At 60.8% G+C, this 26,146-nt stretch carries 21 protein-coding genes and 1 pseudogene; 18 read left to right on the forward strand and 4 right to left on the reverse strand.

Going from position 1 to position 26,146, the window contains the following annotated elements; genetic code table 11:
* The first annotated feature begins 160 nt into the window (after window positions 1–160).
* The 9 genes and pseudogenes from ACEN8Q_RS25360 (at window position 161) to ACEN8Q_RS25400 (ending at window position 10,072) form a co-directional block, all read left to right on the forward strand.
* Complete coding sequence (locus ACEN8Q_RS25360; protein ID WP_096514542.1) at window positions 161–1,138, forward strand: dipeptidase; 978 nt, start codon at window positions 161–163, stop codon at window positions 1,136–1,138.
* Window positions 1,139–1,217: 79 nt separating this feature from the next.
* Window positions 1,218–1,748 carry a DUF5943 domain-containing protein gene (locus ACEN8Q_RS25365; protein WP_008019495.1) on the forward strand — a complete coding sequence of 177 codons (531 nt, stop codon included), beginning with the start codon at window positions 1,218–1,220 and terminating at the stop codon, window positions 1,746–1,748.
* A gap of 15 nt (window positions 1,749–1,763) precedes the next feature.
* Entirely contained in the window at window positions 1,764–3,824 is a 2,061-nt protein-coding gene (gene dgcA / locus ACEN8Q_RS25370) for a dimethylglycine demethylation protein DgcA (RefSeq protein ID WP_413703900.1), read from the forward strand.
* Window positions 3,825–3,958: 134 nt separating this feature from the next.
* Window positions 3,959–5,908 (forward strand): dimethylglycine demethylation protein DgcB, encoded by a 1,950-nt coding sequence (gene dgcB / locus ACEN8Q_RS25375; RefSeq protein WP_413424851.1) that lies wholly within the window; start codon window positions 3,959–3,961, stop codon window positions 5,906–5,908.
* Complete coding sequence (locus ACEN8Q_RS25380; protein WP_057398233.1) at window positions 5,908–7,128, forward strand: electron transfer flavoprotein subunit alpha/FixB family protein; 1,221 nt, start codon at window positions 5,908–5,910, stop codon at window positions 7,126–7,128. The genes dgcB and ACEN8Q_RS25380 overlap by 1 nt, the downstream gene beginning before the upstream one ends.
* Window positions 7,129–7,143: 15 nt before the next feature.
* On the forward strand, window positions 7,144–7,914 hold the full coding sequence (locus tag ACEN8Q_RS25385; RefSeq protein WP_413424847.1) for an electron transfer flavoprotein subunit beta: 771 nt from the start codon (window positions 7,144–7,146) through the stop codon (window positions 7,912–7,914).
* Window positions 7,915–7,958: 44 nt separating this feature from the next.
* Window positions 7,959–8,042, forward strand: a pseudogene (locus ACEN8Q_RS25390) (outer membrane lipoprotein carrier protein LolA); the annotation flags it as partial.
* Window positions 8,043–8,121: 79 nt separating this feature from the next.
* Window positions 8,122–8,688 carry an N-acetyltransferase family protein gene (locus tag ACEN8Q_RS25395; protein WP_413424845.1) on the forward strand — a complete coding sequence of 189 codons (567 nt, stop codon included), beginning with the start codon at window positions 8,122–8,124 and terminating at the stop codon, window positions 8,686–8,688.
* 178 nt (window positions 8,689–8,866) lie between these two features.
* Window positions 8,867–10,072 (forward strand): retropepsin-like aspartic protease, encoded by a 1,206-nt coding sequence (locus ACEN8Q_RS25400; RefSeq protein ID WP_413703901.1) that lies wholly within the window; start codon window positions 8,867–8,869, stop codon window positions 10,070–10,072.
* 772 nt (window positions 10,073–10,844) lie between these two features.
* Here ACEN8Q_RS25400 and gbcA read toward each other — a convergent pair.
* Complete coding sequence (gene gbcA, locus ACEN8Q_RS25405; RefSeq protein WP_413703902.1) at window positions 10,845–12,140, reverse strand: glycine-betaine demethylase subunit GbcA; 1,296 nt, start codon at window positions 12,138–12,140, stop codon at window positions 10,845–10,847.
* Window positions 12,141–12,435: 295 nt separating this feature from the next.
* On the opposite strand from gbcA, the gene gbcB reads away from it, so the two are divergent.
* On the forward strand, window positions 12,436–13,536 hold the full coding sequence (gbcB, locus tag ACEN8Q_RS25410) for a glycine-betaine demethylase subunit GbcB (protein ID WP_413424839.1): 1,101 nt from the start codon (window positions 12,436–12,438) through the stop codon (window positions 13,534–13,536).
* A gap of 59 nt (window positions 13,537–13,595) precedes the next feature.
* Here the strand turns inward: gbcB and ACEN8Q_RS25415 are convergent, their stop codons facing one another.
* The 3 genes from ACEN8Q_RS25415 to ACEN8Q_RS25425 all read right to left on the reverse strand — a co-directional run bounded on the left by ACEN8Q_RS25415 (window position 13,596) and on the right by ACEN8Q_RS25425 (window position 16,047).
* Complete coding sequence (locus tag ACEN8Q_RS25415) at window positions 13,596–14,420, reverse strand: SDR family oxidoreductase (RefSeq protein ID WP_413424837.1); 825 nt, start codon at window positions 14,418–14,420, stop codon at window positions 13,596–13,598.
* A 194-nt stretch (window positions 14,421–14,614) separates the two neighbouring features.
* Entirely contained in the window at window positions 14,615–14,818 is a 204-nt protein-coding gene (locus ACEN8Q_RS25420) for a hypothetical protein (protein ID WP_413424835.1), read from the reverse strand.
* Between the two features lie 188 nt (window positions 14,819–15,006).
* Window positions 15,007–16,047, reverse strand: a complete 1,041-nt coding sequence (locus ACEN8Q_RS25425; RefSeq protein WP_413703903.1) for a low specificity L-threonine aldolase — start codon at window positions 16,045–16,047, stop codon at window positions 15,007–15,009.
* A 156-nt stretch (window positions 16,048–16,203) separates the two neighbouring features.
* On the opposite strand from ACEN8Q_RS25425, the gene ACEN8Q_RS25430 reads away from it, so the two are divergent.
* From ACEN8Q_RS25430 to fdhA, 8 genes are all read left to right on the forward strand, one after another.
* Window positions 16,204–16,920, forward strand: a complete 717-nt coding sequence (locus ACEN8Q_RS25430) for a TraX family protein (protein ID WP_413703904.1) — start codon at window positions 16,204–16,206, stop codon at window positions 16,918–16,920.
* A 283-nt stretch (window positions 16,921–17,203) separates the two neighbouring features.
* Window positions 17,204–18,457, forward strand: coding sequence for a serine hydroxymethyltransferase (gene glyA / locus ACEN8Q_RS25435; protein WP_413424829.1), 1,254 nt, complete (start codon window positions 17,204–17,206; stop codon window positions 18,455–18,457).
* A gap of 23 nt (window positions 18,458–18,480) precedes the next feature.
* A complete protein-coding gene (locus ACEN8Q_RS25440; RefSeq protein WP_007907561.1) occupies window positions 18,481–19,731 on the forward strand; it encodes a sarcosine oxidase subunit beta in 1,251 nt (416 codons plus the stop codon).
* 14 nt (window positions 19,732–19,745) lie between these two features.
* On the forward strand, window positions 19,746–20,075 hold the full coding sequence (locus ACEN8Q_RS25445) for a sarcosine oxidase subunit delta (RefSeq protein ID WP_053163068.1): 330 nt from the start codon (window positions 19,746–19,748) through the stop codon (window positions 20,073–20,075).
* Window positions 20,072–23,089, forward strand: coding sequence for a sarcosine oxidase subunit alpha (locus ACEN8Q_RS25450; RefSeq protein ID WP_413424826.1), 3,018 nt, complete (start codon window positions 20,072–20,074; stop codon window positions 23,087–23,089). The genes ACEN8Q_RS25445 and ACEN8Q_RS25450 overlap by 4 nt, the downstream gene beginning before the upstream one ends.
* Before the next feature lie 65 nt (window positions 23,090–23,154).
* The gene (locus ACEN8Q_RS25455; RefSeq protein WP_057398241.1) at window positions 23,155–23,787 is read left to right on the forward strand and encodes a sarcosine oxidase subunit gamma; all 633 of its coding nucleotides are present in this window, start codon (window positions 23,155–23,157) and stop codon (window positions 23,785–23,787) included.
* A gap of 150 nt (window positions 23,788–23,937) precedes the next feature.
* Window positions 23,938–24,795 (forward strand): formyltetrahydrofolate deformylase, encoded by an 858-nt coding sequence (purU, locus tag ACEN8Q_RS25460; RefSeq protein WP_085716468.1) that lies wholly within the window; start codon window positions 23,938–23,940, stop codon window positions 24,793–24,795.
* Window positions 24,796–24,924: 129 nt separating this feature from the next.
* Complete coding sequence (gene fdhA / locus ACEN8Q_RS25465) at window positions 24,925–26,124, forward strand: formaldehyde dehydrogenase, glutathione-independent (RefSeq protein ID WP_413424824.1); 1,200 nt, start codon at window positions 24,925–24,927, stop codon at window positions 26,122–26,124.
* Window positions 26,125–26,146: the final 22 nt, after the last annotated feature.

A 26,146-nucleotide genomic window follows, 5' to 3' on the forward strand; every position in this document is an offset into this window, starting at 1 on the left:
TCGTTGATTGTGCCTGACTACGACCCTTTGTCGCGGATTGACGCTTTCGGCAAACCCCCTGTCGTTTTTGCACCCGGCTGCCCCTGCACCGAGGCATATGCTGGCCCCAAAGCGCCGGCAGACGATTCGGCGCATGAATCGCTAATAAGGGGACAGCCTGATGAGCCCAGCCGAATTGCACGCCGACAGCATCGTTATCGACGGGCTGATTATTGCCAAGTGGAACCGCGAGCTGTTTGAAGACATGCGCAAAGGCGGTCTGACCGCGGCCAACTGCACCGTGTCGGTGTGGGAGGGCTTCCAGGCCACCGTCAACAACATCGCCGCCAGCCAGAAACTGATCCGCGAGAACAGCGACCTGGTGATTCCGGTGCGTACCACCGCCGACATCCGCAAGGCCAAGGAGCAGGGCAAGACCGGTATCCTCTTCGGCTTCCAGAATGCCCACGCCTATGAAGACCAGATCGGCTACGTCGAGGTGTTCAAGCAGCTCGGCGTCGGTATCGTGCAGATGTGCTACAACACCCAGAACCTGGTGGGCACCGGTTGCTACGAGCGCGATGGCGGCCTGTCGGGCTTTGGTCGCGAAATCGTCGCCGAGATGAACCGGGTTGGCGTGATGTGCGACCTGTCCCACGTCGGCTCCAAGACTTCCGAAGAAGTCATCCTCGAGTCGAAGAAGCCGGTCTGCTACTCCCACTGCCTGCCGTCGGGGCTCAAGGAGCACCCGCGCAACAAGTCCGATGAAGAACTGAAGTTCATTGCCGACCACGGCGGTTTTGTCGGCGTGACCATGTTCGCGCCGTTCCTGGCCAAGGGCATCGACTCGACCATCGACGACTACGCCGAAGCCATTGAATACACCTTGAACATCGTTGGCGAAGACGCCATCGGCATCGGCACCGACTTCACACAGGGCCATGGCCAGGACTTCTTCGAATACCTGACCCACGACAAGGGCTACGCCCGCCGCCTGACCAGCTTCGGCAAGATCATCAACCCGCTGGGCATCCGCACCGTGGGCGAGTTCCCGAACCTGACCGAAACACTGCTCAAGCGCGGCCATTCCGAGCGCGTGGTGCGCAAGATCATGGGCGAGAACTGGGTCAACGTGCTCAAGGACGTCTGGGGCGAGTAAGCCGCAGCACTTCTGAATCTTTTCCCCCCGGCCATCCGCGCCGGGGGCAATACCAAAATTCTTCTGGAGTTAAGTTTCCATGGCCAAGATCGCCCCGCAATTGCCAATCGAAGTCGACAGCGAAACCGGTGTCTGGACCTCCGACGCCCTGCCGATGCTGTACGTACCGCGGCATTTCTTCGTCAACAACCACATGGGCATCGAGGAAGTGCTGGGCGCCGAAGCCTATGCCGAAATCCTCTACAAGGCCGGCTACAAGTCCGCCTGGCACTGGTGTGAAAAAGAAGCCGAATGCCATGGCCTGGAAGGCGTCGCGGTTTTCGAGCACTACATGAAGCGCCTGTCGCAGCGCGGCTGGGGCCTGTTCAAGATCCAGGACATCGACCTCGACAAAGGCACCTGCAGCGTCAAGCTCGAGCACTCGGCGTTCGTCTACGTGTACGGCAAGGTCGGGCGCAAGGTCGACTATATGTTCACCGGCTGGTTTGCCGGCGCGATGGACCAGATCCTCGCCGCTCGCGGCAGCAAGATCCGCACCGTGGCCGAGCAAGTCTACGGTGGCTCCGAAGAGGGCCACGAAGACGGCTTGTTCATCGTCAAGCCGTTGTAAGTCGAGGAACCCGCCATGGCTTTCGAAGCAATGTTCCAGCCGATCCAGATCGGCAAACTGACCATCCGCAACCGCGTGCTCAGTACCGCGCACGCCGAGGTCTACGCGACCGACGGCGGCATGACCACCGATCGGTACGTCAAGTATTACGAAGAGAAGGCCAAGGGCGGGATCGGCCTGGCGATTTGCGGCGGTTCGTCCGTAGTCGCCATCGACAGCCCGCAGGAATGGTGGAGTTCGGTGAACCTGTCCACCGATCGCATCATTCCGCACTTCCAGAATCTGGCCGACGCCATGCACAAGCACGGCGCCAAGATCATGATCCAGATTACCCACATGGGCCGTCGCTCCCGTTGGGACGGCTTCAACTGGCCGACACTGATGTCGCCGTCTGGCGTGCGCGAGCCGGTGCACCGTGCCACCTGCAAAACCATCGAGCCGGAAGAAATCTGGCGGGTGATTGGCAACTACGCGCAAGCTGCGCGTCGCGCCAAGGCCGGTGGCCTGGACGGCGTCGAACTGTCGGCTGTGCACCAGCACATGATCGACCAGTTCTGGAGCCCTCGGGTCAACAAGCGTACCGACGAATGGGGCGGCACCTTCGAAGGTCGCATGAAATTCGGCCTGGAAGTGCTCAAGGCCGTGCGCGCCGAGGTCGGTGACGATTTCTGCGTGGGCATGCGGATCTGCGGTGACGAGTTCCACCCGGACGGCCTGTCCCATGAAGACATGAAGCAGATCGCCAAGTATTACGACGACACCGGCATGCTCGATTTCATCGGCGTCGTGGGTTCGGGTTGCGATACCCACAACACCCTGGCCAACGTGATTCCGAACATGAGTTATCCACCGGAGCCGTTCCTGCACCTGGCGGCCGGTATCAAGGAAGTGGTCAAGGTTCCGGTGCTGCACGCGCAGAACATCAAGGACCCGAACCAGGCCACCCGTATTCTGGAAGGCGGTTACGTCGACATGGTCGGCATGACCCGCGCCCACATCGCCGACCCGCACCTGATCGCCAAGATCAAGATGGGCCAGATCGACCAGATCAAGCAGTGTGTCGGTGCCAACTACTGCATCGACCGTCAGTATCAGGGCCTGGATGTGTTGTGCATCCAGAACGCGGCAACCTCCCGTGAATACATGGGCCTGCCGCACATCATCGAAAAAACCACCGGTAAAAAACGCAAGGTGGTGGTGGTCGGTGCCGGCCCGGCGGGGATGGAAGCCGCTCGTGTGGCCGCCGAGCGTGGCCACGACGTGACCCTGTTCGAGAAGAAGGAATTCATCGGCGGGCAGATCACCACGGCGTCGAAAGCGCCGCAGCGCGACCAGATCGCCGGTATCACCCGCTGGTATCAGCTGGAACTGGCACGGTTGAAAGTCGACCTGCGCCTGGGCACCGCGGCGGATGCGCCGACCATCATGGACCTGCGTCCGGATGTGGTGGTACTGGCGGTCGGCGGTCATCCGTTCATCGAGCAGAACGAGCACTGGGGCGCGGCTGAAGGCCTGGTGGTCAGCAGCTGGGACATTCTCGATGGCAAGGTAGCGCCGGGCAAGAACGTACTGGTCTACGACACCATTTGCGAATTCACCGGCATGTCGACCGCCGACTACATCGCCGACAAGGGCAGTCAGGTCGAGATCGTCACCGACGACATCAAGCCTGGCGTGGCGATCGGCGGTACGTCGTTCCCGACTTACTACCGCAGCATGTATCCGAAAGAAGTGATCATGACCGGCGACATGATGCTGGAGAAGGTCTACCGCGAAGGCGACAAGCTGGTGGCGGTGCTGGAAAACGAATACACCGGCGCCAAAGAGGAGCGGGTGGTGGACCAGGTGGTCGTGGAAAACGGCGTGCGCCCGGACGAAGAAATCTACTACGCGCTGAAGGAAGGCTCGCGCAACAAAGGCCAGATCGACGTCGAAGCCTTGTTCGCGATCAAGCCGCAGCCATGCCTGGAACAGAGCGGCGACGGCTACCTGCTGTTCCGCATCGGTGACTGCGTGGCCCAGCGTAACGTACACGCGGCGATCTACGACGCGTTGCGGCTGTGCAAGGATTTCTAAAACCACACCGAACCAATGTGGGAGCGGGCTTGCTCGCGAAGAACGATAACGCGGTACACCTGATACACCGCGTCGCCCGATTCGCGAGCAAGCCCGCTCCCACATGAGACCCCGAGGTCTTTGGGAGCTTCACCATGTTGAACACCCTTCTTCCAATCCTGTTGTTCGCTGCCCTGGGCCTTGCGGTTCTGGGTGCGTTGCGGCGGGTGGCCATGTGGCGCCGAGGCCGGGCTTCGAAAGTCGACCTGATCGGTGGCCTGTTCGCCATGCCCAAGCGCTACATGGTCGATTTGCACCATGTGGTGGCGCGGGACAAATACATTGCCAATACCCACGTCGCCACGGCTGGCGGTGCGGTAGCGTCTGCCGTGCTGGCGATTCTGGTGCACGGTTTTGGCCTGCATAACCGCTATCTCGGCTATGCCTTGTTGTTGATGTCGGCGGTGATGTTCGTCGGCGCGATCTTTGTTTACCTGCGTCGGCGCAACCCGCCGTCGCGCCTGTCGAAAGGCCCGTGGATGCGCCTGCCGAAAAGCCTGCTGGCGTTCTCGGCTTCGTTCTTCCTGGTGACCTTGCCGGTGGCCGGGATCCTGCCGGAAAACTTTGGCGGCTGGCTGGTGGCGGCGATTCTCGGGGTTGGCGTGTTGTGGGGCGTGTCGGAACTGTTCTTCGGCATGACCTGGGGCGGGCCGATGAAGCACGCCTTCGCCGGTGCGCTGCACCTGGCCTGGCACCGTCGCGCCGAACGCTTTGGCGGCGGTCGCTCCACGGGGTTGAAACCGCTCGACCTGAACGACCCGAGCGCGCCACTGGGCGTGGAAAAACCCAAGGATTTCACCTGGAACCAGTTGCTCGGCTTCGACGCCTGCGTGCAGTGCGGTAAATGCGAAGCGGCGTGTCCGGCCTTTGCTGCCGGCCAGCCGCTGAACCCGAAAAAACTGATTCAGGACATGGTCGTCGGCCTGGCTGGCGGCACCGATGCGAAGTTCGCCGGCAGTCCGTATCCGGGCAAACCGATTGGTGAGCACGGGGGTAATCCGCATCAGCCGATCGTCAACGGCCTGGTGGACGCCGAGACCCTGTGGTCGTGCACCACCTGCCGCGCCTGCGTCGAGGAGTGCCCGATGATGATCGAGCACGTCGATGCCATCGTCGACATGCGCCGTCACCTGACCCTGGAAAAAGGCGCGACCCCGAACAAGGGCGCGGAAGTCCTGGAAAACCTGATCGCCACCGACAACCCGGGCGGCTTCGCGCCGGGCGGGCGGATGAACTGGGCGGCTGACCTGAACCTCAACCTGCTCAGTGAAAAGAAATCCACCGACGTGCTGTTCTGGGTTGGCGACGGTGCCTTCGACATGCGTAACCAGCGCACCCTGCGTGCGTTCGTCAAAGTGCTCAAGGCGGCGAAAATCGACTTCGCCGTGCTCGGCCTCGAAGAACGTGACAGCGGTGACGTGGCGCGACGCTTGGGCGATGAAGCGACCTTCCAGCTGTTGGCCAAACGCAACATCCAGACCCTGGCCAAATACAGCTTCAACCGCATCGTCACCTGCGACCCGCACAGCTTCCACGTGCTGAAAAACGAGTACGGCGCATTTGATGGCAACTATCTGGTGCAGCACCACAGCACCTACATGGCGGAAATCATCGATGCTGGCGCGCTCAATCTCGGTCAGCACAAAGGCGACAGCGTGACCTACCACGATCCGTGCTACCTCGGCCGCTACAACGGCGAGTACGAGGCGCCGCGTCAGGTACTGCGCGCCCTCGGGATTGAAGTGAAAGAAATGCAACGCTCCGGTTTCCGCTCCCGCTGCTGCGGCGGTGGTGGCGGCGCGCCGATCACCGACATCCCTGGCAAGCAACGTATTCCCGACATGCGCATGGAAGACATCCGTGAAACCGGTGCCGAACTGGTGGCCGTGGGTTGTCCACAGTGCACCGCGATGCTTGAAGGCGTGGTCGAACCGCGTCCGCTGATCAAGGACATCGCCGAACTGGTGGCCGATGCGTTGCTCGAAGACGCCGCGCCGGGAAAGCCATCGGCACCGGCCAAACGTGAACCTGCGGAGGTGCATTGATGAGTGACATTATCCGCCGCGACCCTCGCGCTGAATGGATCGCCCGCAACCGTCTGCACCCGCTGCACGCGGCCATGCAACCGGCGCAACACAGCTGGATGGGGCCGAACGGTGTCATCCGCAAGAATCCCCACGGGATCGGTTTTATCGGTCCCAACGGGATCAAACGAATCGACCGCAGTGGCGCTCAGCAGGGCGGGACGACTAAACGTTCGGCCGCGGTTGAAGTGCAGTTGCCGCTGCATCAAGTGACTGCACCCGCGTTTTACATCAGCGTGGTGCCGGACATGGTCGGCGGTCGCTTGAGCAGCCACGACCGCGACTTGTTGGGCCTGGCCCACCAGCTGGCTGGCAAGGACGGCGCGGTACTGGCCGTAGTCTTCGGCGAGCACAAGGAAAACGCTTTCGCCACGGCGGGCGTCGACCGCTTGCTGGTACTGGAAGGTGACGAATTCAGCGGTTATGCACCGGAACAACGCGTCCAGGGCCTGCGGGCTGTGGATAACCAGTTCAGCCCGCGTCACTGGTTGCTGCCGGACAGCCGCAGCGGTGGCGGCGAACTGGGGCGGCGCTTTGCCGCGGCACTGGGCGAACGCCCGGCCACACGGGTCTGGCAGGTCAAGGATCAGGAGTGCATCGGCCGCGCCGGCGCGGGTCTGCAGGACCTTGCCCGTCCACTGGCGCGACTGATCCTGGCGGCTGCCGAGTGCGCCGAACCGGTCAGCGAAACCCGTCACGAAGCGCTGCCCGTGGAGTTATCCACAACGGTGGCGCGCAGCCTGTCGCGGATCGAAGACTTGGGCGCGGTGGCAGTCGATCCGGCGGCCATCCCCATGGCCGAAGCCGAATTCATTTTCTCCGGCGGCAACGGGGTCAAGGACTGGGGACTTTTCCACCGGACCGCCGAAGCCCTCGGCGCGACCGAAGGCGCATCGCGGGTGGCGGTGGACGACGGGTTCATGGCCCGCGACCGTCAAGTCGGGGCATCCGGCACCTGGGTCACCGCACGGGTCTATGTGGCCGTGGGGATTTCCGGGGCGATCCAGCACCTGCAAGGCATTGGTGCCTGCGACAAGGTGGTGGCGATCAACCTCGACCCTGGTTGCGACATGATCAAGCGCGCGGACCTCTCGGTGATCGGCGAGAGCGCGGAGATTCTTCAAGCCTTGATCGAGGCGGTAGAGGCTTACCGCAACGACGCCAAGCGCGATGCGGCTTAAGGGAAGGAAAGGGTTATGAGCACGAAAATCATCAGCCTGGTGTCCATCGGCGCCCACCCGACATCCGGTCGGCCGCGTCGCGCGGAACAGGATGCGCGGGCGGTAGAACTGGGCCTGCAACTGGCTGGGGATAACTTGCAAGTGCTGCATGCTGGCGACATCGCCGAGCCTGCATTGCGCGCTTACCTGGGCATGGGGCTTGAACAACTGCATGTGCTGGAGCAACCGCAAGGTGCCGATGCGCTACCGGCGCTGACCGAGTATCTGCGTGATGCCGGTGCTCAGGTGGTGTTGACCGGTAGCCAGGCGGAAACCGGTGAAGGCTCGGGCATGTTGCCCTTCCTGCTGGCCGAAAGCCTGGGCTGGCCGCTGGTGGTGGGGCTGGCACAGGTCGAGTCCATCGATGGCGGTTCGGCGCTGGTGCTGCAAGCCTTGCCGCGTGGTCAACGTCGCCGGCTGAAGGTGCGTCTGCCGTTTCTGGCGACTGTGGATAACGCAGCGCCCAAACCACGCCAGAGCGCTTACGGCCCGGCCCGGCGCGGCGTGCTGCAAGCGCAGGAAGTTGAAATCATCGATGATCAATTGCTCGCGGTCGCCAGCCTGCAACCGGCCAAGCCACGACCCAAGCGCCTGAAGGTGATCAAGGCCAAGAGCGGCGCCGACCGCATGAAAGCCGCAACGGCGAAAGCCAGTGGCGGAGGTGGACAAGTGCTCAAGGGCGTTACGGCGCAAGCTGGGGCTGAAGCGATTCTCAAGTTGCTGATTGAAGAAGGTGTGGTCCGCTAACCCGGTTTCAGCACAGATCTCCTGTAGGAGCGAGCCTGCTCGCGATGGTGGTCAACGATAACGCGGGATGCCTGAATGACCGTGGTGTCCTCAGGTTTTTCGCGAGCAGGCTCGCTCCTACAATTTTTGATCTTCGATGAGCGCTAAACCCCGCGGCTAACAGTGATCCCACCGGATGTCTGTATTACCAACATTCATGAGAAAACCATGGCAGTTGAATTTCGTTCGGCAGTCCGCGCGGATGCGCGTGAGATTGCGCGGTTGTTCCAGATTTCATCCGAGGGCGCTTCAGACTACATCTGGAGCCAGATAGCAGAGCCCGGCCAGGATCTGTTGGACGTCGGCGCCATTCGATATGCCCGCGACGACGTGGATTTCTCCTACCAGAACTGCCTGATTGCCGAGGCCGATGGCCAGGTCGTTGGCATGATGCACAGTTACGTGATGCGCCACGATCCACTGGCGGTGCCGACGACCGACCCGGTACTGGCGCCGTACGCCGACATGGAAGTGCCCGATACTCTCTACATCTCCAGCCTGGCCTTGCATGAAGGCTGGCGCAATCGGGGGCTGGGCGTGCAGTTTCTCGCCCATGCTCAAGAGCGTGCCGAGCGACTGGGGCTCAATGGCCTGAGCCTGATCGATTATGCCGCCAACACTGGCGCCCGGCGCTTTTACGAGCGACACGGTTTCGCGATCATCAAAACCTGCCAGGTCACCCCTCATCCAATGATCCGTGTCACTGGTGACGCCTATCTTATGCACAGGCCCTGAGCTTGCCCGAGGGTTCGACCAGCGACGGTTATCCACAACGCCACGCCCCTCGTCCCACGCTGACGAGGGCGCTGAGCTACAGTTTTTAATGCGCTGATCAAGGGTGCGACACGCTTTCGGGAGTTTTCAGACGTTCAGCGCTGACTCATGAACCCTGGTGTTTGTGACTGGCTTGAACATGAAGACTTTCGCTCTTCTGGCGCTTTTTGCATCGACCTTGTGGGTATCCACAGGCTTGCTGCCTGCTGTCCCGGCAAACGTGCCCGTGGCTGATCAGGACTTTTATCAGTGGCTGGAGACCGATCAGGGGCGCAACGCATCCCTGGCGCAGCTACGGCAGCAGTGCGACCAGGTACTGGATGCCGATAAGCACCTCAGCTGTTCGGTAACGGTCCTTGCCAGAATGTTCGAAGCCAAGGCCGCCAACCAACTCCCTGAATACTATCTGGCCATCAAGGGCAAGCATGCCCTGGCGATTGCGGCCGACGCCGACCTGAACGCCCTGTTCTCCATGTTTGGCAGCGAATCGCTGGCTATCCTGGCGACGACTGGCAATTTCTCGGTCAAGGGTTCGGCGCGACATGAGGTGCTGCAGCTCCATCCCTATGCCAATGACTTCTACATCGCTGAACAGGCGCTGCCATTTATCGAGGTCGGAACGGCCAACGGTGTCTCGGCGCGTTTTGTACTGGACACGGGGGCACCGCAAACCCGGGTCAATATTGCAACTGCGAAACAGATGGGCGTCAGGATGCTGCCCGATGCTCATTATCGCTACAGCACGTTTTATGGCGAAAGCGGCTTGGCCGCGAGGTTGGGAATTCTCGGGTCACTGAAAGTCGGCAGCCGTGAGTTCAGGAACGTCCTGGTCTTTGTCAGCGACCGGGATAATCTGTTGGGGCTGGATCTGATCAGCAAGCTGGGGCGCTTGAAGATAACCAGGAGAACACTGGAGCTTAACCCGCCGCCTGCCAGGCGCTGTGATGCGCCAATTGCCTTAAGCCGCCTGGATCTCAACCAGCGGCTGGTAGTCGCCGCACAGCTGGATCGTCGGGCAACGCAGGCCATCATCGATACGGGAAATGTCGACTACCTGACGGCCTCGTCGCCCGGCAGGCAAGTCAGCGTGGCGCAGGCGCTGACGCCGGGAGGCTCGAACGTTTACACCGGCGACAACAGGCACTTTCAACGCTTCACCGGCGTATTGGCCCTGCAAGGCGACACCCTGGTGGTCAGCTACAAATACTACCCGGGCTTTACCATCCCGCCGTCGTTGGTGGACGGGCAATACGTCCCGTCGATATTGCTCGGGTGGCGTGCCTTCAAAGACTTCGAATTGAACCTGGAGCTGGATTCAGGTCGCTCATGCCTCAATAAAGTCTGAACAACTTTGCCATTTACCCACAATCCCTGTTGGCGGTTCTGTGGATAACATGTTCGTCCCTCGCTACACCCCATGCAAATCAAGCCCTGCAGGGCGTCGTACAAAAAACAACCACCATGGCTCGTGGTTTTTCCAAGCTTTTTCAAGGGGATAAGTGCTGCTGTCGATGCAGACTTGCCCCCAATCTCTGTTGGCGCTTCTGTGGATAAGATGTTTGCTATCGTCTGTAGGCCTTATAAACCGTGGTGTGCAGGCTCGTGGTTAAAAAATGATCAAAAGCCGGTTTTGTGCCGTCAGCTGTCACGCAAACACCGGTTTTCTGCGGGCTTCAGCGGTTTTCCACAGAACCTGCGAAGTTAACCCCAAAGTCTGTTGGCGCTTCTGTGGATAAGGTGTTTGCCATCCTCTGAAGGCTATGTAATCCGTGGCTTTCAGGGTGCTGATCAAAAAACAGCCAGTCTATCCGTGGAAGCATGCTTCTGGATAAGTCACGGTTTTTCTTTGGTTTCAGTGAAGAAAGTTGGCGACATTTCCACAGTTGTCCCCATTAGCTGTGGGTGGAGATGTGGATAACTTGTTCGCGGAAGGCTGGGAGGTGCGGCGGGCATAGGTCTGAACGAGATAGATCATATTTCGTACAGTTTTGAGAGGAGGGCAAACTCCTGTAGGAGCGAGCTTGCTCGCGAAGGTCGTGAACGAAAACGCGGGGTATCAGGCAATCCGCGGTGTTCAGGCATCCATCGCGAGCGAGCTCGCTCCTGCAGGGGGGCATTTAGCCTTGAACAGGAACCCCTTTGAGGTACGGCGCAGGCTCGGCCCCCAGGTTGCTCAGCAGGCGTTCGCTGTACCAGTCCACGAAGTTCACCACGCCGAACTCATAAGTCTTGGAGTACGGGCCAGGCTGGTACGCGGTGGAGTTGATGCCGCGCTGGTTCTCTTCGGCCAGGCGACGGTCCTGGTCGTTGGTGGCGTCCCAGACCTGGCGCATGCGCTCCACGTCGTAGTCCACGCCTTCGACCGCGTCCTTGTGCACGATCCACTTGGTGGTGACCATGGTTTCCTGGGCGCTGATCGGCCACACGGTGAACACGATGATGTGGTCGCCCATGCAGTGGTTCCAGGAGTGCGGCAGGTGCAGGATGCGCATCGAGCCCAGGTCCGGGTTCTTGATGCGACCCATCAGCTTGGCACAGCCCTGTTTGCCGTCCATGGTCATCGATACGGTGCCCTTGAGCAGAGGCATGCGCACGATGCGGTTACGCAGGCCGAAGCTGGCGTGGGCGTAAGGGATCTTCTCGGCTTCCCAGGCAGCGGCGGAGGCGGCTACGTGGTCCTTGAACGCCTGGTCGGCACGCGGGTCGGTGACGTCGTCCCATTCCAGCAGGGTTTTCAGCAGTTCCGGGTGCGATGCGTTGCAGTGGTAGCACTCGCGATTGTTTTCCAGCACCAGTTTCCAGTTGGCCTTTTCCATCAAGGTGGTTTGCACCGCCACCTTGGTGTTCTCCATGTCGTACGGTTCCATGTAGTGGCTGAGCGTCGACAGGAAGTCATCGATGGCCGGCGGGTTCTCGGCCAGGCTGATGAAGATGTAGCCGCCGGCGGTCTTCACGTTCACCGGTTTGAGGCCGTACTGGTTCATGTCGAAGTCGGCGCCCATTTCGGTGCCGGCGAACAACAGGCGGCCGTCGAGCTCGTAGGTCCACTGGTGGTAGTGGCAAACCAGCTTGGCGACCTTGCCCTTGTCGCTGGTGCACAGGCGCGAGCCACGGTGGCGGCACACGTTATGGAACGCATGCACCACGCCGTCGGCGCCACGGATCACGATGATCGGGTTCTTGCCGACTTGCAGGGTCAGGTAGTTGCCCTTGGCGGGGATTTCGCAGGTCATGCCGGCGATCAACCACTCTTTCTGAAAGATTTCCTGCATGTCGATATCAAACAGGCGGTCGTCGGAGTAAAACGGCTGCGGCAGCGAAAACGTGCGCTCGCGCTCTTGCAGCATCTGTGCAGTGGCCTTGCGTGCGGGTTCCAGCGGATCGCCCAGGCTCAGGGTAGTAGTGACGTCCATCGTTTAATCCTCAAGGCCATCTGCGTGGCCGGCGAAAGTGGCTAATCAGGTGTGCTGTTCAGGGTTGCTACGCAAGGTGTAATGGTTATGTCTTGGTATGGGGCGAGTGTGGGGCCGGCGCAGGCCAGAACCTTATCCATGGGCGACATGGTGCAATCTGTTCCCGACGCGCAAGCCCCGGCAGTTGGGGGCTGGTCGCGATAAGCATGTCAATGTCGCAGATAGGTAAATGGGTGATTCGCGCTATACGCAGAATCGCCAACATGAAGGCCGACAGTCGGCCGTGGAGATCAGCATGTCCAACAACTTCCTGAACCCGGTAACCACCCAGACCTGGGCCAATGGTCGGCACATCGTCCGTTGCGTCAAAGTCATCCAGGAAACCTGGGATGTGCGTACCTTCTGTTTCATGGCCGACCAGCCGATCATGTTCTTCTTCAAGCCGGGGCAGTTTGTCACCCTGGAGCTGGAAATCGAAGGGCAGCCGATCATGCGCTCGTACACCATTTCCAGCTCGCCGTCGGTGCCTTACAGCTTTTCGGTGACCATCAAGCGGGTTCCGGGCGGCAAGGTTTCGAACTGGCTGCACGACACCCTGCATGAAGGCTACGAGCTGGCGGTGCATGGCCCGGTGGGGCTGTTCAACGCCATTGATTTCCCAAATCCGAAAGTGCTGTATCTCAGCGGCGGTGTGGGGATCACACCGTGCATGTCCATGGCTCGCTGGTTCTTCGACACCAACGGCAATGTCGACATGGCATTCATCCACAGCGCCCGCTCGCCCAAGGACATCATTTATCACCGCGAGCTGGAACATATGGCGGCGCGGATCGAAAACTTCAGCCTGCACCTGATTTGCGAGAAGCACGGTTTCGGTGAGCCATGGGCCGGATATCGCGGTTACCTGAACCACAGGATGCTCGAACTGATGGTTCCGGACTTCCTTGAGCGCGAAGTGTTCTGCTGCGGTCCGACACCCTACATGAACGCGGTCAAGCGCTTGCTGGAAAACGCCGGCTTCAATATGAAGCGCTACCATGAAGAGTCCTTCGGAGCGACCCCGCCAGAGGCTCGCGCCGATGCCGAGGAGCACGCCGAACAAGCGGCCGAGGCACCGGAAGTGGACGCGGCGGATCTACATCAAGTGGAATTCACCGCCTCCGGCAAGAGCATCCGCGTGGCCCCGGGCGAGACCGTGCATGCGGCGGCAGCCAAGGTTGGCCTGATGATTCCCAAAGCGTGCGGCATGGGTATCTGCGGCACTTGCAAAGTGATGAAGCTGGGCGGCGAAGTGGAGATGGAGCACAACGGCGGGATCACCGAGGAAGACGAAGCCGAAGGGTTCATCCTGTCGTGCTGCAGCGTGCCGAAAGGCGACGTGCGCATCGAGTACTGATCCACACCGATGACCCTCTGCAGGAGCGAGCAAGCTCGCTCCTGCAGAGGGAGGGGGCTTCAGTCGATAAACAGATCCGTCATCAGCTTGTCGCTGCTGTCGGGCGCGAACCGATAGTGTTCGAACTCAGTCACACCGTTTTCTCGCAGTATTTCCTCATCGATCAGCAAACGCCCGGTCAGGCTGCGGTTTGCGCTGCTCAGGATCACATGGGCGGCATCGGCCATGATCGCAGGCGTACGTGCGTGCTTGAACGACTCCCGTGATCCCAGCTGAAACTCGATGGCTGCAGTGGCGATCATCGTCTGTGGCCACAGCGAGTTGACGCTGATCCCGTAATTCCTGAATTCCTCGCTCATGCCCAGGGTCAGCATGCTCATGCCGTACTTGGTGACGGTGTAGGGGCTGTATTGGGCGAACCATTTGGTGGCGAGGTTCAGTGGTGGCGACAGGTTGAGGATGTGCCCGGCGGACTTCTTCAAATAGGGCAGCGCAGCCTGACTGCACAGCAATACGGCGCGAGTGTTGATCTGGTGCATCAGGTCAAAGCGCTTGAGCTCAAGGTGCTGGACCCCGGTCAGCTTGATCGCCCCGGCGTTGTTGATCAGTGCATCGATACTGCCGAAATGTTCGTTGGCCTGGGCCAGCGCCTCACGTACGGCATCCTCTTCACGTACATCCACCTGCAAGGCCAGCGCCTTGCCTCCCGCGGCTTCCACTTCCCCGGCCACGCTGAAAATCGTCCCCGGCAGCTTGGCGTGGGGTTCGGCGCTTTTGGCGGCAATCACAATATTGGCCCCATCGCGCGCGGCCCGCAGCGCGATCTCGCGGCCGATCCCCCGGCTGGCGCCGGTGATGAACAGGGTTTTGCCTTGCAATGACATGCACACGCTCCTGATTGTTGTTATGTGAGCGGAGGCTCGACACACAATGTAGACCAAGTCTTTCAGGAGCTGCCGTGAGAAAGATGAGATGAAAAAAATCCTGCATGGCGAAGAGGTATCTTTCTTCGCCATGCAGGATTTGGCTGTGAATCAGTTCGCCATCAATTGACGAAATGGATTACCGGAATCATGAGTTATTTATCAGCTCTAAACAGCTTTATTTCGAATGAGTTGTCCATTTGCTGCACGAACTCCTTACGCGCGAGTTCAAACGTGTTCCCGTGCTGTTTAATGATGTCGCCGACCTGTGCGATTTTTTGAACTTCGTCCCAGCTCACGTTAGTGACAGTAGGTTTCGGGGTGTTTGCCAGGACCTGCTTCAGGGCTTGATTGCTCATTTGAATTACTCTCTGCTAGAACATTGTTTTGCATCGAAAGTTCGACACATGGTTGTTCCCGAAAGACTGCGTGAACTCCTTTTCAGGTGCTCACACGCTACGCCGGCGATGCAGAGACGGTGAACTGTCAGAAATGCCAGTTCGGATGAACGGCGCTGCCGAGATGTGCAGCGCCGTTGACAGCGACTTCAGGCGCTCATCACCACGCGAATGTCCCGAGCCAATTCCCGCACACGCTCTTCCTCGGTGTCCCACGAACACATGAAGCGTGCGCCGCCGTTGCCGATGAAGGTGTAGAAACGCCAGCCCTTGGCGGTCAGTGCGGCGATGGCCGGTTCCGACAGTTGCAGGAATACGCCGTTGGCCTGAACCGGGAACATCAGTTCCACACCGGGAATATCGCTGACCAGTTCGGCCAGCAATTGCGCGCAGCGGTTGGCGTGGTTGGCGTATTTGAGCCAGGCGTCGTTTTCCAGGATGCCGACCCACGGCGCCGACAGGAAGCGCATTTTCGACGCCAGTTGCCCGGCCTGTTTGCAGCGGTAATCGAAGTCTTCGGCAAGTTTGTGGTTGAAGAACAGAATCGCCTCACCCACCGCCATGCCGTTTTTCGTGCCGCCAAAGCACAGCACGTCGACACCGGCCTTCCAGGTCAGGTCAGCCGGGGTGCAGCCCAGGAATGCGCAAGCGTTGGAGAAGCGCGCGCCGTCCATGTGCAGGTTCAGGCCCAGTTCCTTGCAGGTGGCGCTGATGGCGCGGATTTCGTCCGGGGTGTAGACGCTGCCGACTTCGGTGGCCTGGGTCAGGGTCACGACGCGGGGTTTGGGGTAGTGGATATCCTGGCGCTTGAGCGCGACCTCGCGGATCGAGTCCGGGGTCAGCTTGCCGTTTTCAGTGCGGGCGATCAGCAGTTTGGAACCGTTGGAGAAGAATTCCGGGGCGCCGCATTCGTCGGTTTCGACGTGGGCGGTTTCCGAGCAGATCACGCTGTGGTAACTCTGGCACAGCGACGACAGCGCCAGCGAGTTGGCGGCGGTGCCGTTGAAGGCGAAAAACACTTCGCAGTCGGTTTCAAACAGTTTGCGGAAATCGTCGGAGGCGCGGGCGGTCCACTCGTCGTCGCCGTATGCGCGCTGGTGGCCGTGGTTGGCCTGTTCCATGGCCGCCCAGGCTTCAGGGCAGATACCGGAATAGTTGTCGCTGGCAAATTGTTGGCTCTTGTCGGTCATGGCCTGCTTCCGTGGTCGAGATGCCTATGGTGAAGCGTCCCGTGGTCAATGAGGGTGCGCACTATTCCCAAGATCGTCAGGTGAAGTGCACAGGATGTCGCTGTTTGGAAAATACACAGTCGAAGGGCAATTATGCACGTGACGATGCACAAGGCCATGCACTTAAAGCAACGAGATGGAGCGCTGGATCTGCTCAAGTGGCTGGCGCTTTTGAGCATGCTGCTCGATCACTTGCGATATGTCGGTTATTCCGCCGATTTGCTGTATGTGCCGGGACGTCTGGCGTTTCCGTGGTTCTGCCTGGCGATGGCGGTCAATCTGGAGCGTGTGCGGACTACGACGACCGGTGGCCAGTGGCGCTACCTGGGTTGGCTGTTGCTGTTCAGCGCGGTGAGTGAAATTCCTTACCGAATGTTCATACCCGATCCCGGCACCTTGAATGTGCTGCCCACCCTTGCCCTGGGCTTGCTGGTGGTTCGTGGCTGGCAGCAACCGGGGCTTGCGTCGCGACTGCTGGCGGCCGGCGCGATATTGCTGGCAGCGTTTTTCTCCCAGCGATTGATGTTCGGTTTTTTTGGTCTTCTGTTGCCGCTGGCCATGCTGCTGATACTGCAGCGACCTTGGTATTTCGCGATATTGGCGGGGCTGGTCTGTCTGGCGGCCAATCAATGGCAGGTGCTGTATCACGCCGCTCGCCTGGGCAATATCGCGGCGATTCCGGCCATCGTCACGTGTCTGATTGCGCCATGGCTCGGATTGTTCCTGTTGCGACACGCAGGGGGCGTAAAACCACCACCGATGCGGCGCTGGGCGTATGCCCTGTATCCCGTGCATTTCGTCGCTTTGCTGGCTTTGCGTCAGGTGCTCGCATAACCCTGTGGGAGCGGGCTTGCCCGCGAAAGCGGAGTGTCAGTCACTTCACTGCTTACTGATGCATCGCATTCGCGAGCAAGCCCGCTCCCACAAGGGATCCAGGCTGATTTGCGGTTTGTGTCCGGCTTGCCATTTCCCGCCATGTCGTAAACGCACCTTTGCGTGGCGCCCGTAGGCATTTGACGACTCGACGCCGGTCATACCATCGCTATCAAAGGGCACTGCCGAAAAGCCAGTGCCTCACCGAGACGAATGGCGCACCGCCGCCGCTGGGAGAGACGCGATGTTCAGCAAGCAAGACAAGATCCAGGGTTACGACGATGCACTGCTGGCGGCGATGAATGCCGAGGAGCAACGTCAGGAAGATCACATCGAGCTGATCGCGTCGGAGAACTACACCAGCAAGCGCGTGATGGAAGCGCAAGGCAGTGGCCTGACCAACAAATACGCTGAAGGTTATCCGGGCAAGCGCTACTACGGTGGCTGCGAGCACGTCGACAAGGTTGAAGCCCTGGCCATCGAGCGCGCCAAGCAACTGTTCGGCGCCGATTACGCCAACGTCCAGCCGCACTCCGGTTCCTCGGCCAACAGCGCCGTGTACCTGGCCCTGCTGCAAGCCGGCGACACCATCCTCGGCATGAGCCTGGCCCACGGCGGTCACCTGACCCACGGTGCCAAGGTGTCGTCCTCGGGCAAGCTGTACAACGCCGTGCAGTACGGCATCGACACAAAGACCGGCCTGATCGACTACGACGAAGTCGAGCGCCTGGCCGTCGAGCACAAGCCGAAGATGATCGTCGCCGGCTTCTCGGCCTACTCCAAGACCCTCGACTTCCCGCGCTTCCGCCAGATCGCCGACAAGGTTGGTGCGCTGCTGTTCGTCGACATGGCCCACGTGGCTGGTCTGGTCGCTGCCGGCCTGTACCCGAACCCGCTGCCTTACGCCGACGTGGTCACCACCACCACCCACAAGACCCTGCGCGGTCCGCGTGGCGGGCTGATCCTGGCCAAGTCCAACGAAGAAATCGAGAAGAAGCTCAACGCAGCCGTGTTCCCCGGTGCCCAGGGCGGCCCGCTGATGCACGTGATCGCCGGTAAGGCGGTGTGCTTCAAGGAAGCGCTGGAGCCAGGCTTCAAGGCCTACCAGCAACAAGTGATCGACAACGCCCAGGCGATGGCCGGCGTATTTATCAAACGCGGCTACGATGTAGTGTCCGGCGGCACCGACAACCACCTGTTCCTGGTCAGCCTGATCCGTCAGGGCCTGACCGGCAAAGAGGCGGACGCCGCCCTCGGTCGTGCCCATATCACTGTGAACAAGAACGCTGTCCCGAACGATCCACAGTCGCCGTTCGTGACCTCCGGCCTGCGCATCGGCACCCCGGCGGTGACCACGCGCGGCTTCAAGGTGACCCAGTGCGTCACGCTGGCCGGCTGGATCTGCGACATCCTCGACAACCTCGGCGACGCCGATGTCGAGGCCAATGTCGCCCAGCAGGTATCGGCCCTGTGCGCGGACTTCCCGGTTTATCGCTGAGTGCGGTTTTGGAGTAAATGACTATGCAACGCTACTCGGGCTTCGGCCTCTTCAAACACTCTCTCAGCCACCATGAAAACTGGCAGAAAATGTGGCGCACGCCGACCCCTAAAAAGGTCTACGACGTGGTCATCGTCGGCGGTGGCGGGCATGGTCTCGCCACGGCTTACTACCTGGCCAAGGAACACGGCATCACCAACGTGGCCGTGGTCGAGAAAGGCTGGCTGGGCGGCGGTAACACCGCGCGCAACACCACCATCGTTCGCTCCAACTACCTGTGGGACGAGTCGGCGCACCTGTACGAACACGCGATGAAACTGTGGGAAGGCCTGTCCCAGGACCTCAACTACAACGTGATGTTCTCCCAGCGCGGTGTCTACAACCTGTGCCACACCCTGCAGGACATCCGTGATTCCGAGCGTCGGGTCAGCGCCAACCGCCTCAATGGCGTGGACGGCGAGCTGCTCGATGCCAAGCAGGTTGCCGACGAGATCCCGTATCTCGACTGCTCGAAGAACACCCGCTACCCGGTGATGGGCGCTACCGTCCAGCGTCGCGGCGGCGTGGCCCGTCACGATGCCGTGGCCTGGGGCTTTGCCCGGGCCGCCGATGCCTTGGGCGTGGACCTGATCCAGCAGACCGAAGTGATCGGTTTCCGCAAGGAAAACGGTGTGTGCATCGGTGTTGAAACCAACAAGGGCTTCATCGGCGCCAAGCGCGTCGGCGTGGTCACCGCCGGTAACTCCGGGCACATGGCCAAACTCGCCGGTTTCCGTCTGCCGATCGAATCCCACCCGCTGCAAGCGCTGGTGTCCGAGCCGATCAAGCCGATTATCGACAGCGTGATCATGTCCAACGCCGTGCACGGCTACATCAGCCAGTCCGACAAGGGCGACCTGGTGATCGGCGCCGGTATCGACGGCTACAACGGCTACGGTCAGCGCGGTTCCTATCCGGTGATCGAGCACACCATCCAGGCCATCGTCGAAATGTTCCCGGTCCTGTCGCGCGTGCGCATGAACCGTCAGTGGGGCGGCATCGTCGACACCACGCCGGATGCCTGCCCGATCATCTCGAAAACCCCGGTACCGAACATGTTCTTCAACTGCGGTTGGGGCACCGGTGGCTTCAAGGCAACACCTGGCTCGGGCAACGTGTTTGCCGCAAGCCTGGCCAAGGGTGAAATGCACCCATTGGCCGCACCTTTCTCCATCGACCGCTTCCACAGCGGTGCGTTGATCGACGAACACGGCGCTGCAGCAGTCGCCCACTAACAGGAGAAATCCCTATGTTGCATATCTTCTGTCCTCACTGCGGCGAACTGCGCTCCGAAGAGGAATTCCATGCATCCGGCCAGGCGCACATCCCGCGCCCACTGGACCCGGGCAGCTGCACCGACGAGGAGTGGGGGGACTACATGTTCTTCCGCGACAACCCTCGCGGCCTGCACCACGAGCTGTGGGATCACGTTGCCGGTTGCCGCCAGTACTTCAACGTCACTCGCGACACCGTGACCTACGAGATTCTCGAAACCTACAAGATCGGCACCAAGCCACAATTCACCGACAAGACCGATAGCCCGAAAGCGGCCAGCACGGCTCTGGGAGAGAAGGTATGAGCCAGATCAATCGCCTGTCCAACGGCGGACGGATCGACCGCAACAAAGTCTTGAGCTTCACCTTCAACGGCCAGAACTACAAAGGCTTTGAAGGCGACTCCCTGGCCGCTGCACTGCTGGCCAACGGCGTCGACATCATCGGTCGCAGCTTCAAGTATTCCCGTCCGCGCGGCATCTTCGCCGCCGGTGCCGAAGAGCCGAACGCGGTGCTGCAGATCGGCGCCACCGAAGCCACGCAGATCCCGAACGTGCGCGCTACGCAACAGGCGCTGTATCAGGGCCTGGTCGCCACCAGCACCAACGGCTGGCCGAGCGTGAACAACGACATGATGGGGATTCTCGGCAAGGTCGGCGGCAAGCTGATGCCACCGGGCTTCTACTACAAAACCTTCATGTACCCGCAATCGTTCTGGATGACCTACGAGAAGTACATTCGTAAGGCCGCCGGTCTTGGCCGCTCGCCGACCGAGAACGATCCGGACACCTACGACTACATGAACCAGCACTGCGACGTGCTGATCGTCGGCGCTGGTCCTGCCGGTCTGGCGGCTGCCCTGGCGGCTGCGCGCAGCGGTGCCCGGGTGATCCTCGCCGATGAGCAGGAAGAGTTCGGCGGCAGCCTGCTCGACTCCCGCGAAAGCCTCGACGGCAAGCCTGCCGTGGAGTGGGTTGCCAGCGTCGTCGCCGAACTGAAAAACACCCCGGACGTGCTGCTGTTGCCGCGCGCCACAGTCAACGGCTACCACGACCACAACTTCCTGACCATTCACGAGCGCCTGACCGATCACCTCGGCGACCGCGCACCGATTGGCCAGGTGCGTCAACGCATCCACCGTGTTCGTGCCAAGCGCGTAGTGCTGGCGACCGGCGCTCACGAGCGTCCACTGGTCTACGGCAACAACGACGTGCCGGGCAACATGCTCGCTGGCGCTGTCTCGACCTACGTGCGCCGTTATGGCGTGGCACCGGGCAAGAAGCTGGTGCTGTCGACCAACAATGACCACGCCTACCGCGTTGCCCTGGATTGGCTCGATGCCAGCCTGCAAGTGGTGGCCATCGCCGACGCCCGCAGCAACCCGCGTGGTGCGCTGGTGGAAGAAGCGCGCGCCAAAGGTATCCGCATCCTTACCGGCAGCGCCGTGATCGAGGCCCGTGGCAGCAAGCACGTGACCGCTGCCCGTGTGGCCGCCATCGATGTCAAAGCCCACACCGTGACCAGCCCAGGCGAATGGCTTGAGTGCGACGTGGTGGCCAGCTCCGGTGGTTACAGCCCTGTGGTTCACTTGGCTTCGCACCTGGGTGGCAAGCCGATCTGGCGCGAAGACATCCTCGGTTTCGTACCGGGTGAAGCACCGCAGAAACGCGTGTGTGTCGGTGGCATCAACGGCGTCTACGGCCTTGGCGATTCTCTGGCCGACGGTTTTGAAGGCGGCGCCCGCGCCGCTGCTGAAGCCGGGTTCCAGACAGTCGAAGGCGTACTGCCGAAAGCCCTGAGCCGCCTCGAAGAGCCGACGCTGGCGCTGTTCCAGGTGCCCCATGAAAAGAGCACCGCACGGGCACCGAAGCAATTCGTCGACCTGCAAAACGATGTCACCGCCGCCGCCATCGAACTGGCGACCCGCGAAGGCTTCGAATCGGTCGAGCACGTCAAGCGCTACACCGCACTGGGCTTCGGCACCGATCAGGGCAAGCTCGGCAACGTCAACGGCCTGGCCATCGCTGCCCGCTCGCTGAACGTGACCATCCCGCAGATGGGCACCACCATGTTCCGTCCGAACTACACGCCAGTGACCTTTGGCGCTGTGGCCGGTCGTCACTGTGGGCACATCTTCGAGCCAGTGCGCTACACCGCTCTGCATCATTGGCACCTGAAAAACGGCGCCGAGTTCGAAGATGTCGGCCAGTGGAAACGTCCATGGTACTTCCCGAAGTCCGGTGAAGACATGCACGCAGCGGTCAAGCGCGAATGCAAAGCCGTGCGCGACAGCGTCGGCCTGCTGGACGCTTCGACCCTGGGCAAGATCGACATCCAGGGACCGGACGCCCGCGAGTTCCTCAACCGCGTCTACACCAACGCCTGGACCAAGCTCGACGTGGGCAAGGCGCGTTACGGCCTGATGTGCAAAGAAGACGGCATGGTGTTCGACGACGGCGTGACGGCATGCCTTGCCGACAACCATTTCGTCATGACCACCACCACCGGCGGCGCGGCACGCGTGCTTCAGTGGCTGGAGCTGTACCACCAGACCGAATGGCCGGACATGAAGGTGTACTTCACCTCCGTGACCGACCACTTCGCGACCATGACCCTGTCCGGGCCGAACAGCCGCAAGCTGCTCAGCGAAGTCACCGACATTGACCTGGCCAACGAAGCCTTCCCGTTCATGACCTGGAAAGAAGGTCTGGTGGGTGGTGTGCCAGCGCGGGTGTTCCGGATTTCGTTTACCGGTGAGCTGTCGTACGAAGTCAACGTGCAAGCCGACTACGCCATGGGCGTGCTGGAAAAAATCGTCGACGCCGGCAAGAAGTACAACCTGACGCCATATGGCACCGAAACCATGCACGTGCTGCGGGCCGAGAAGGGCTTCATCATCGTCGGTCAGGACACTGACAGCTCGATGACCCCGGACGACCTGAACATGGGCTGGTGTGTCGGTCGCACCAAACCGTTCTCGTGGATCGGCTGGCGTGGCATGAACCGCGAAGACTGTGTGCGTGATCAACGTAAGCAGTTGGTTGGCCTCAAGCCGATCGATCCGAACAAGTGGCTGCCGGAAGGTGCGCAACTGGTGTTCAACACCAAGCAGGCGATCCCGATGACCATGGTCGGTCACGTGACCTCCAGTTACCTGCACAACTCCCTGGGCTATTCGTTTGCCATGGGCGTGGTCAAGGGCGGCCTGAACCGCATGGGCGAACGTGTGTTCGCCCCCCTGGCGGACGGCAGCGTGATCGAGGCGGAAATCGTTTCTTCGGTGTTCTTCGATCCGAAGGGTGAGCGCCAGAACGTTTAATTGCCTCCGATCGTTCCCACGCAGAGCGTGGGAACGATCAATACAGAATTCAGGACAGGTGCTTTATGACCGCAGCCAATGTTTACCAACAACGCCCAACCTCCGGGGCCAAGGCCGAGTCGTCGCTGCATCACGCCGACCTCGCCAGCCTGGTGGGCAAGGGCCGCAAGAACGCCGGCGTGACCGTGCGTGAGAAAAAACTCCTCGGCCACCTGACCATCCGCGGCGATGGCCACGACGCCGCGTTCGCCGCAGGCGTGCACAAGGCCCTGGGCATCGAGTTGCCGGGCGCGCTGAGCGTCATCGTCAAAGGCGAAACCAGTTTGCAATGGATGGGGCCGGATGAGTGGCTGCTGATCGTGCCAACCGGTCAAGAGTTTGCCGCCGAGAAAAAACTGCGCGAAGCGCTGGGCAATCTGCACATTGCCATCGTCAACGTCAGCGGCGGCCAGCAGCTCCTCGAGCTGAGCGGCCCGAACGTGCGCCAGGTACTGATGAAGTCCACCAGCTACGACGTGCACCCGAACAACTTCCCGGTGGGCAAAGCCGTCGGTACGGTGTTCGCCAAGTCGCAGCTGATGATCCGTCACACCGCCGAAGACACCTGGGAACTGCTGATTCGTCGCAGCTTCTCGGATTACTGGTGGCTGTGGCTGCAGGATGCTTCTGCCGAATTCGGCCTCAGCGTTCAGGCTTGATCACCACCGTCACTGTAGGAGCGAGCTTGCTCGCGATGGACTTCAAGGCAACGCGTTGAATCAGACAGTACGCGTCGTCGTTGGCCCCCATCGCGAGCAGGGCTCGCTCCTACAGTAGGCATCCACCGAATTCTCAGGAGTCACCGCACCATGAGCCGCGCCCCAGACACATGGATTCTGACCGCCGACTGCCCAAGCCTGCTTGGCACGGTGGATGTGGTGACCCGCTTTCTGTTCGAGCAGGGCTGCTACGTCACCGAGCACCATTCCTTCGATGACCGGCTTTCGGGCCGTTTCTTCATTCGTGTGGAATTCCGCCAGCCCGATGGTTTCGACGAGAAGTCGTTCCGCGCGGGGTTGGCCGAGCGTGGTGATGCCTTTGGCATGAACTTCGAACTGGTCGCGCCGAACTATCGGCCGAAAGTGGTGATCATGGTTTCCAAGGCCGATCACTGCCTCAACGATTTGCTTTATCGCCAGCGCATCGGCCAGTTGTCGATGGACGTGGCCGCCGTGGTCTCCAACCACCCGGACCTCAAGCCATTGGCCGACTGGCACCAGATTCCGTACTACCACTTCCCGCTGGATCCGAACGACAAGCCGGCGCAGGAACGCCAGGTATGGCAGGTCATTGAAGAGTCCGGTGCCGAACTGGTGATCCTTGCGCGCTACATGCAAGTGCTGTCGCCGGAGTTGTGCCGCAAGCTCGATGGCAAGGCGATCAACATCCACCACTCCCTGCTGCCCGGTTTCAAGGGCGCCAAGCCCTATCACCAGGCCTACAACAAGGGCGTGAAGCTGGTGGGCGCCACGGCGCACTACATCAACAACGATCTTGACGAAGGGCCGATCATCGCCCAGGGCGTCGAGGCGGTGGACCACAGCCATTACCCGGAAGATCTGATCGCCAAGGGGCGGGATATCGAGGGGCTGACTCTGGCGCGGGCGGTTGGTTATCACATTGAGAGAAGGGTGTTTCTGAACGCCAATCGTACGGTCGTTCTCTAGGTTTTTGGGGGGGCTTGCCCGCGAAGAGGCCCTCACAAGCAACACAAGAAACAGCATCTGTACCCGAGCATTTAACGCGCTGCCTGCCTGGGCAACGCGGTTCCATAAAAACAACAGCGAGGTGAAAGCATGTCTGGCAATCGTGGTGTGGTGTATCTCGGCGCTGGCAAGGTCGAAGTGCAGAAGATTGACTATCCGAAAATGCAGGACCCGCGCGGCAGGAAGATTGAACACGGTGTCATCCTGCGTGTGGTCTCCACCAATATCTGTGGTTCCGACCAGCACATGGTGCGCGGTCGCACCACCGCTCAGACCGGTCTGGTGCTGGGCCACGAGATCACGGGTGAAGTGATCGAGAAGGGCAGCGGTGTCGAGAACCTGCAGATCGGCGACTTGGTGTCGGTACCTTTCAACGTTGCCTGTGGCCGTTGCCGTTCGTGCAAAGAGCAACATACTGGCGTCTGCCTGAGCGTTAACCCGGCGCGTCCGGGCGGTGCCTATGGCTATGTCGACATGGGTGACTGGACCGGTGGCCAAGCCGAGTACGCGTTTGTACCGTATGCCGACTTCAACCTGCTGAAACTGCCGGATCGCGACCGGGCCATGGAAAAAATCCGTGACCTGACCTGTCTCTCCGACATCCTGCCCACCGGTTACCACGGCGCAGTGACTGCCGGCGTCGGCCCTGGCAGCACCGTGTACATCGCCGGTGCCGGCCCGGTTGGCCTGGCGGCTGCCGCTTCCGCTCGCCTGCTGGGCGCTGCGGTGGTGATCATTGGTGACGTCAACCCGATCCGCCTGGCCCATGCCAAGGCTCAGGGTTTCGAAATCGCCGACCTGTCAACAGACACCCCACTGCACGAACAAATCGCTGCACTGTTGGGCGAACCGGAAGTGGACTGCGCCGTCGATGCGGTAGGCTTCGAAGCTCGCGGTCACGGCCATGCCGGCGTGAAACACGAGGCTCCGGCCACCGTACTCAACTCGCTGATGGGCGTGGTTCGCGTCGCTGGCAAAATCGGTATTCCTGGCCTGTACGTAACCGAAGATCCGGGTGCCGTGGACGCTGCCGCGAAAATGGGCAGCCTGAGCATTCGCTTCGGCCTGGGCTGGGCCAAATCCCACAGCTTCCACACTGGCCAGACACCAGTGATGAAGTACAACCGCCAGTTGATGCAGGCGATCATGTGGGACCGCATCAACATCGCCGAAGTGGTGGGCGTTCAGGTGATCAGCCTGGATCAGGCTCCACAGGGTTATGGCGAGTTCGACGCCGGCGTGCCGAAGAAGTTTGTGATTGATCCGCACAAGATGTTCAGCGCAGCTTGAGTCTTCACGCAAAATGAAACGG

The organism is Pseudomonas sp. Pseusp16 (genome assembly GCF_047324915.1).
Lineage (GTDB): Bacteria > Pseudomonadota > Gammaproteobacteria > Pseudomonadales > Pseudomonadaceae > Aquipseudomonas > Aquipseudomonas fluorescens_CD.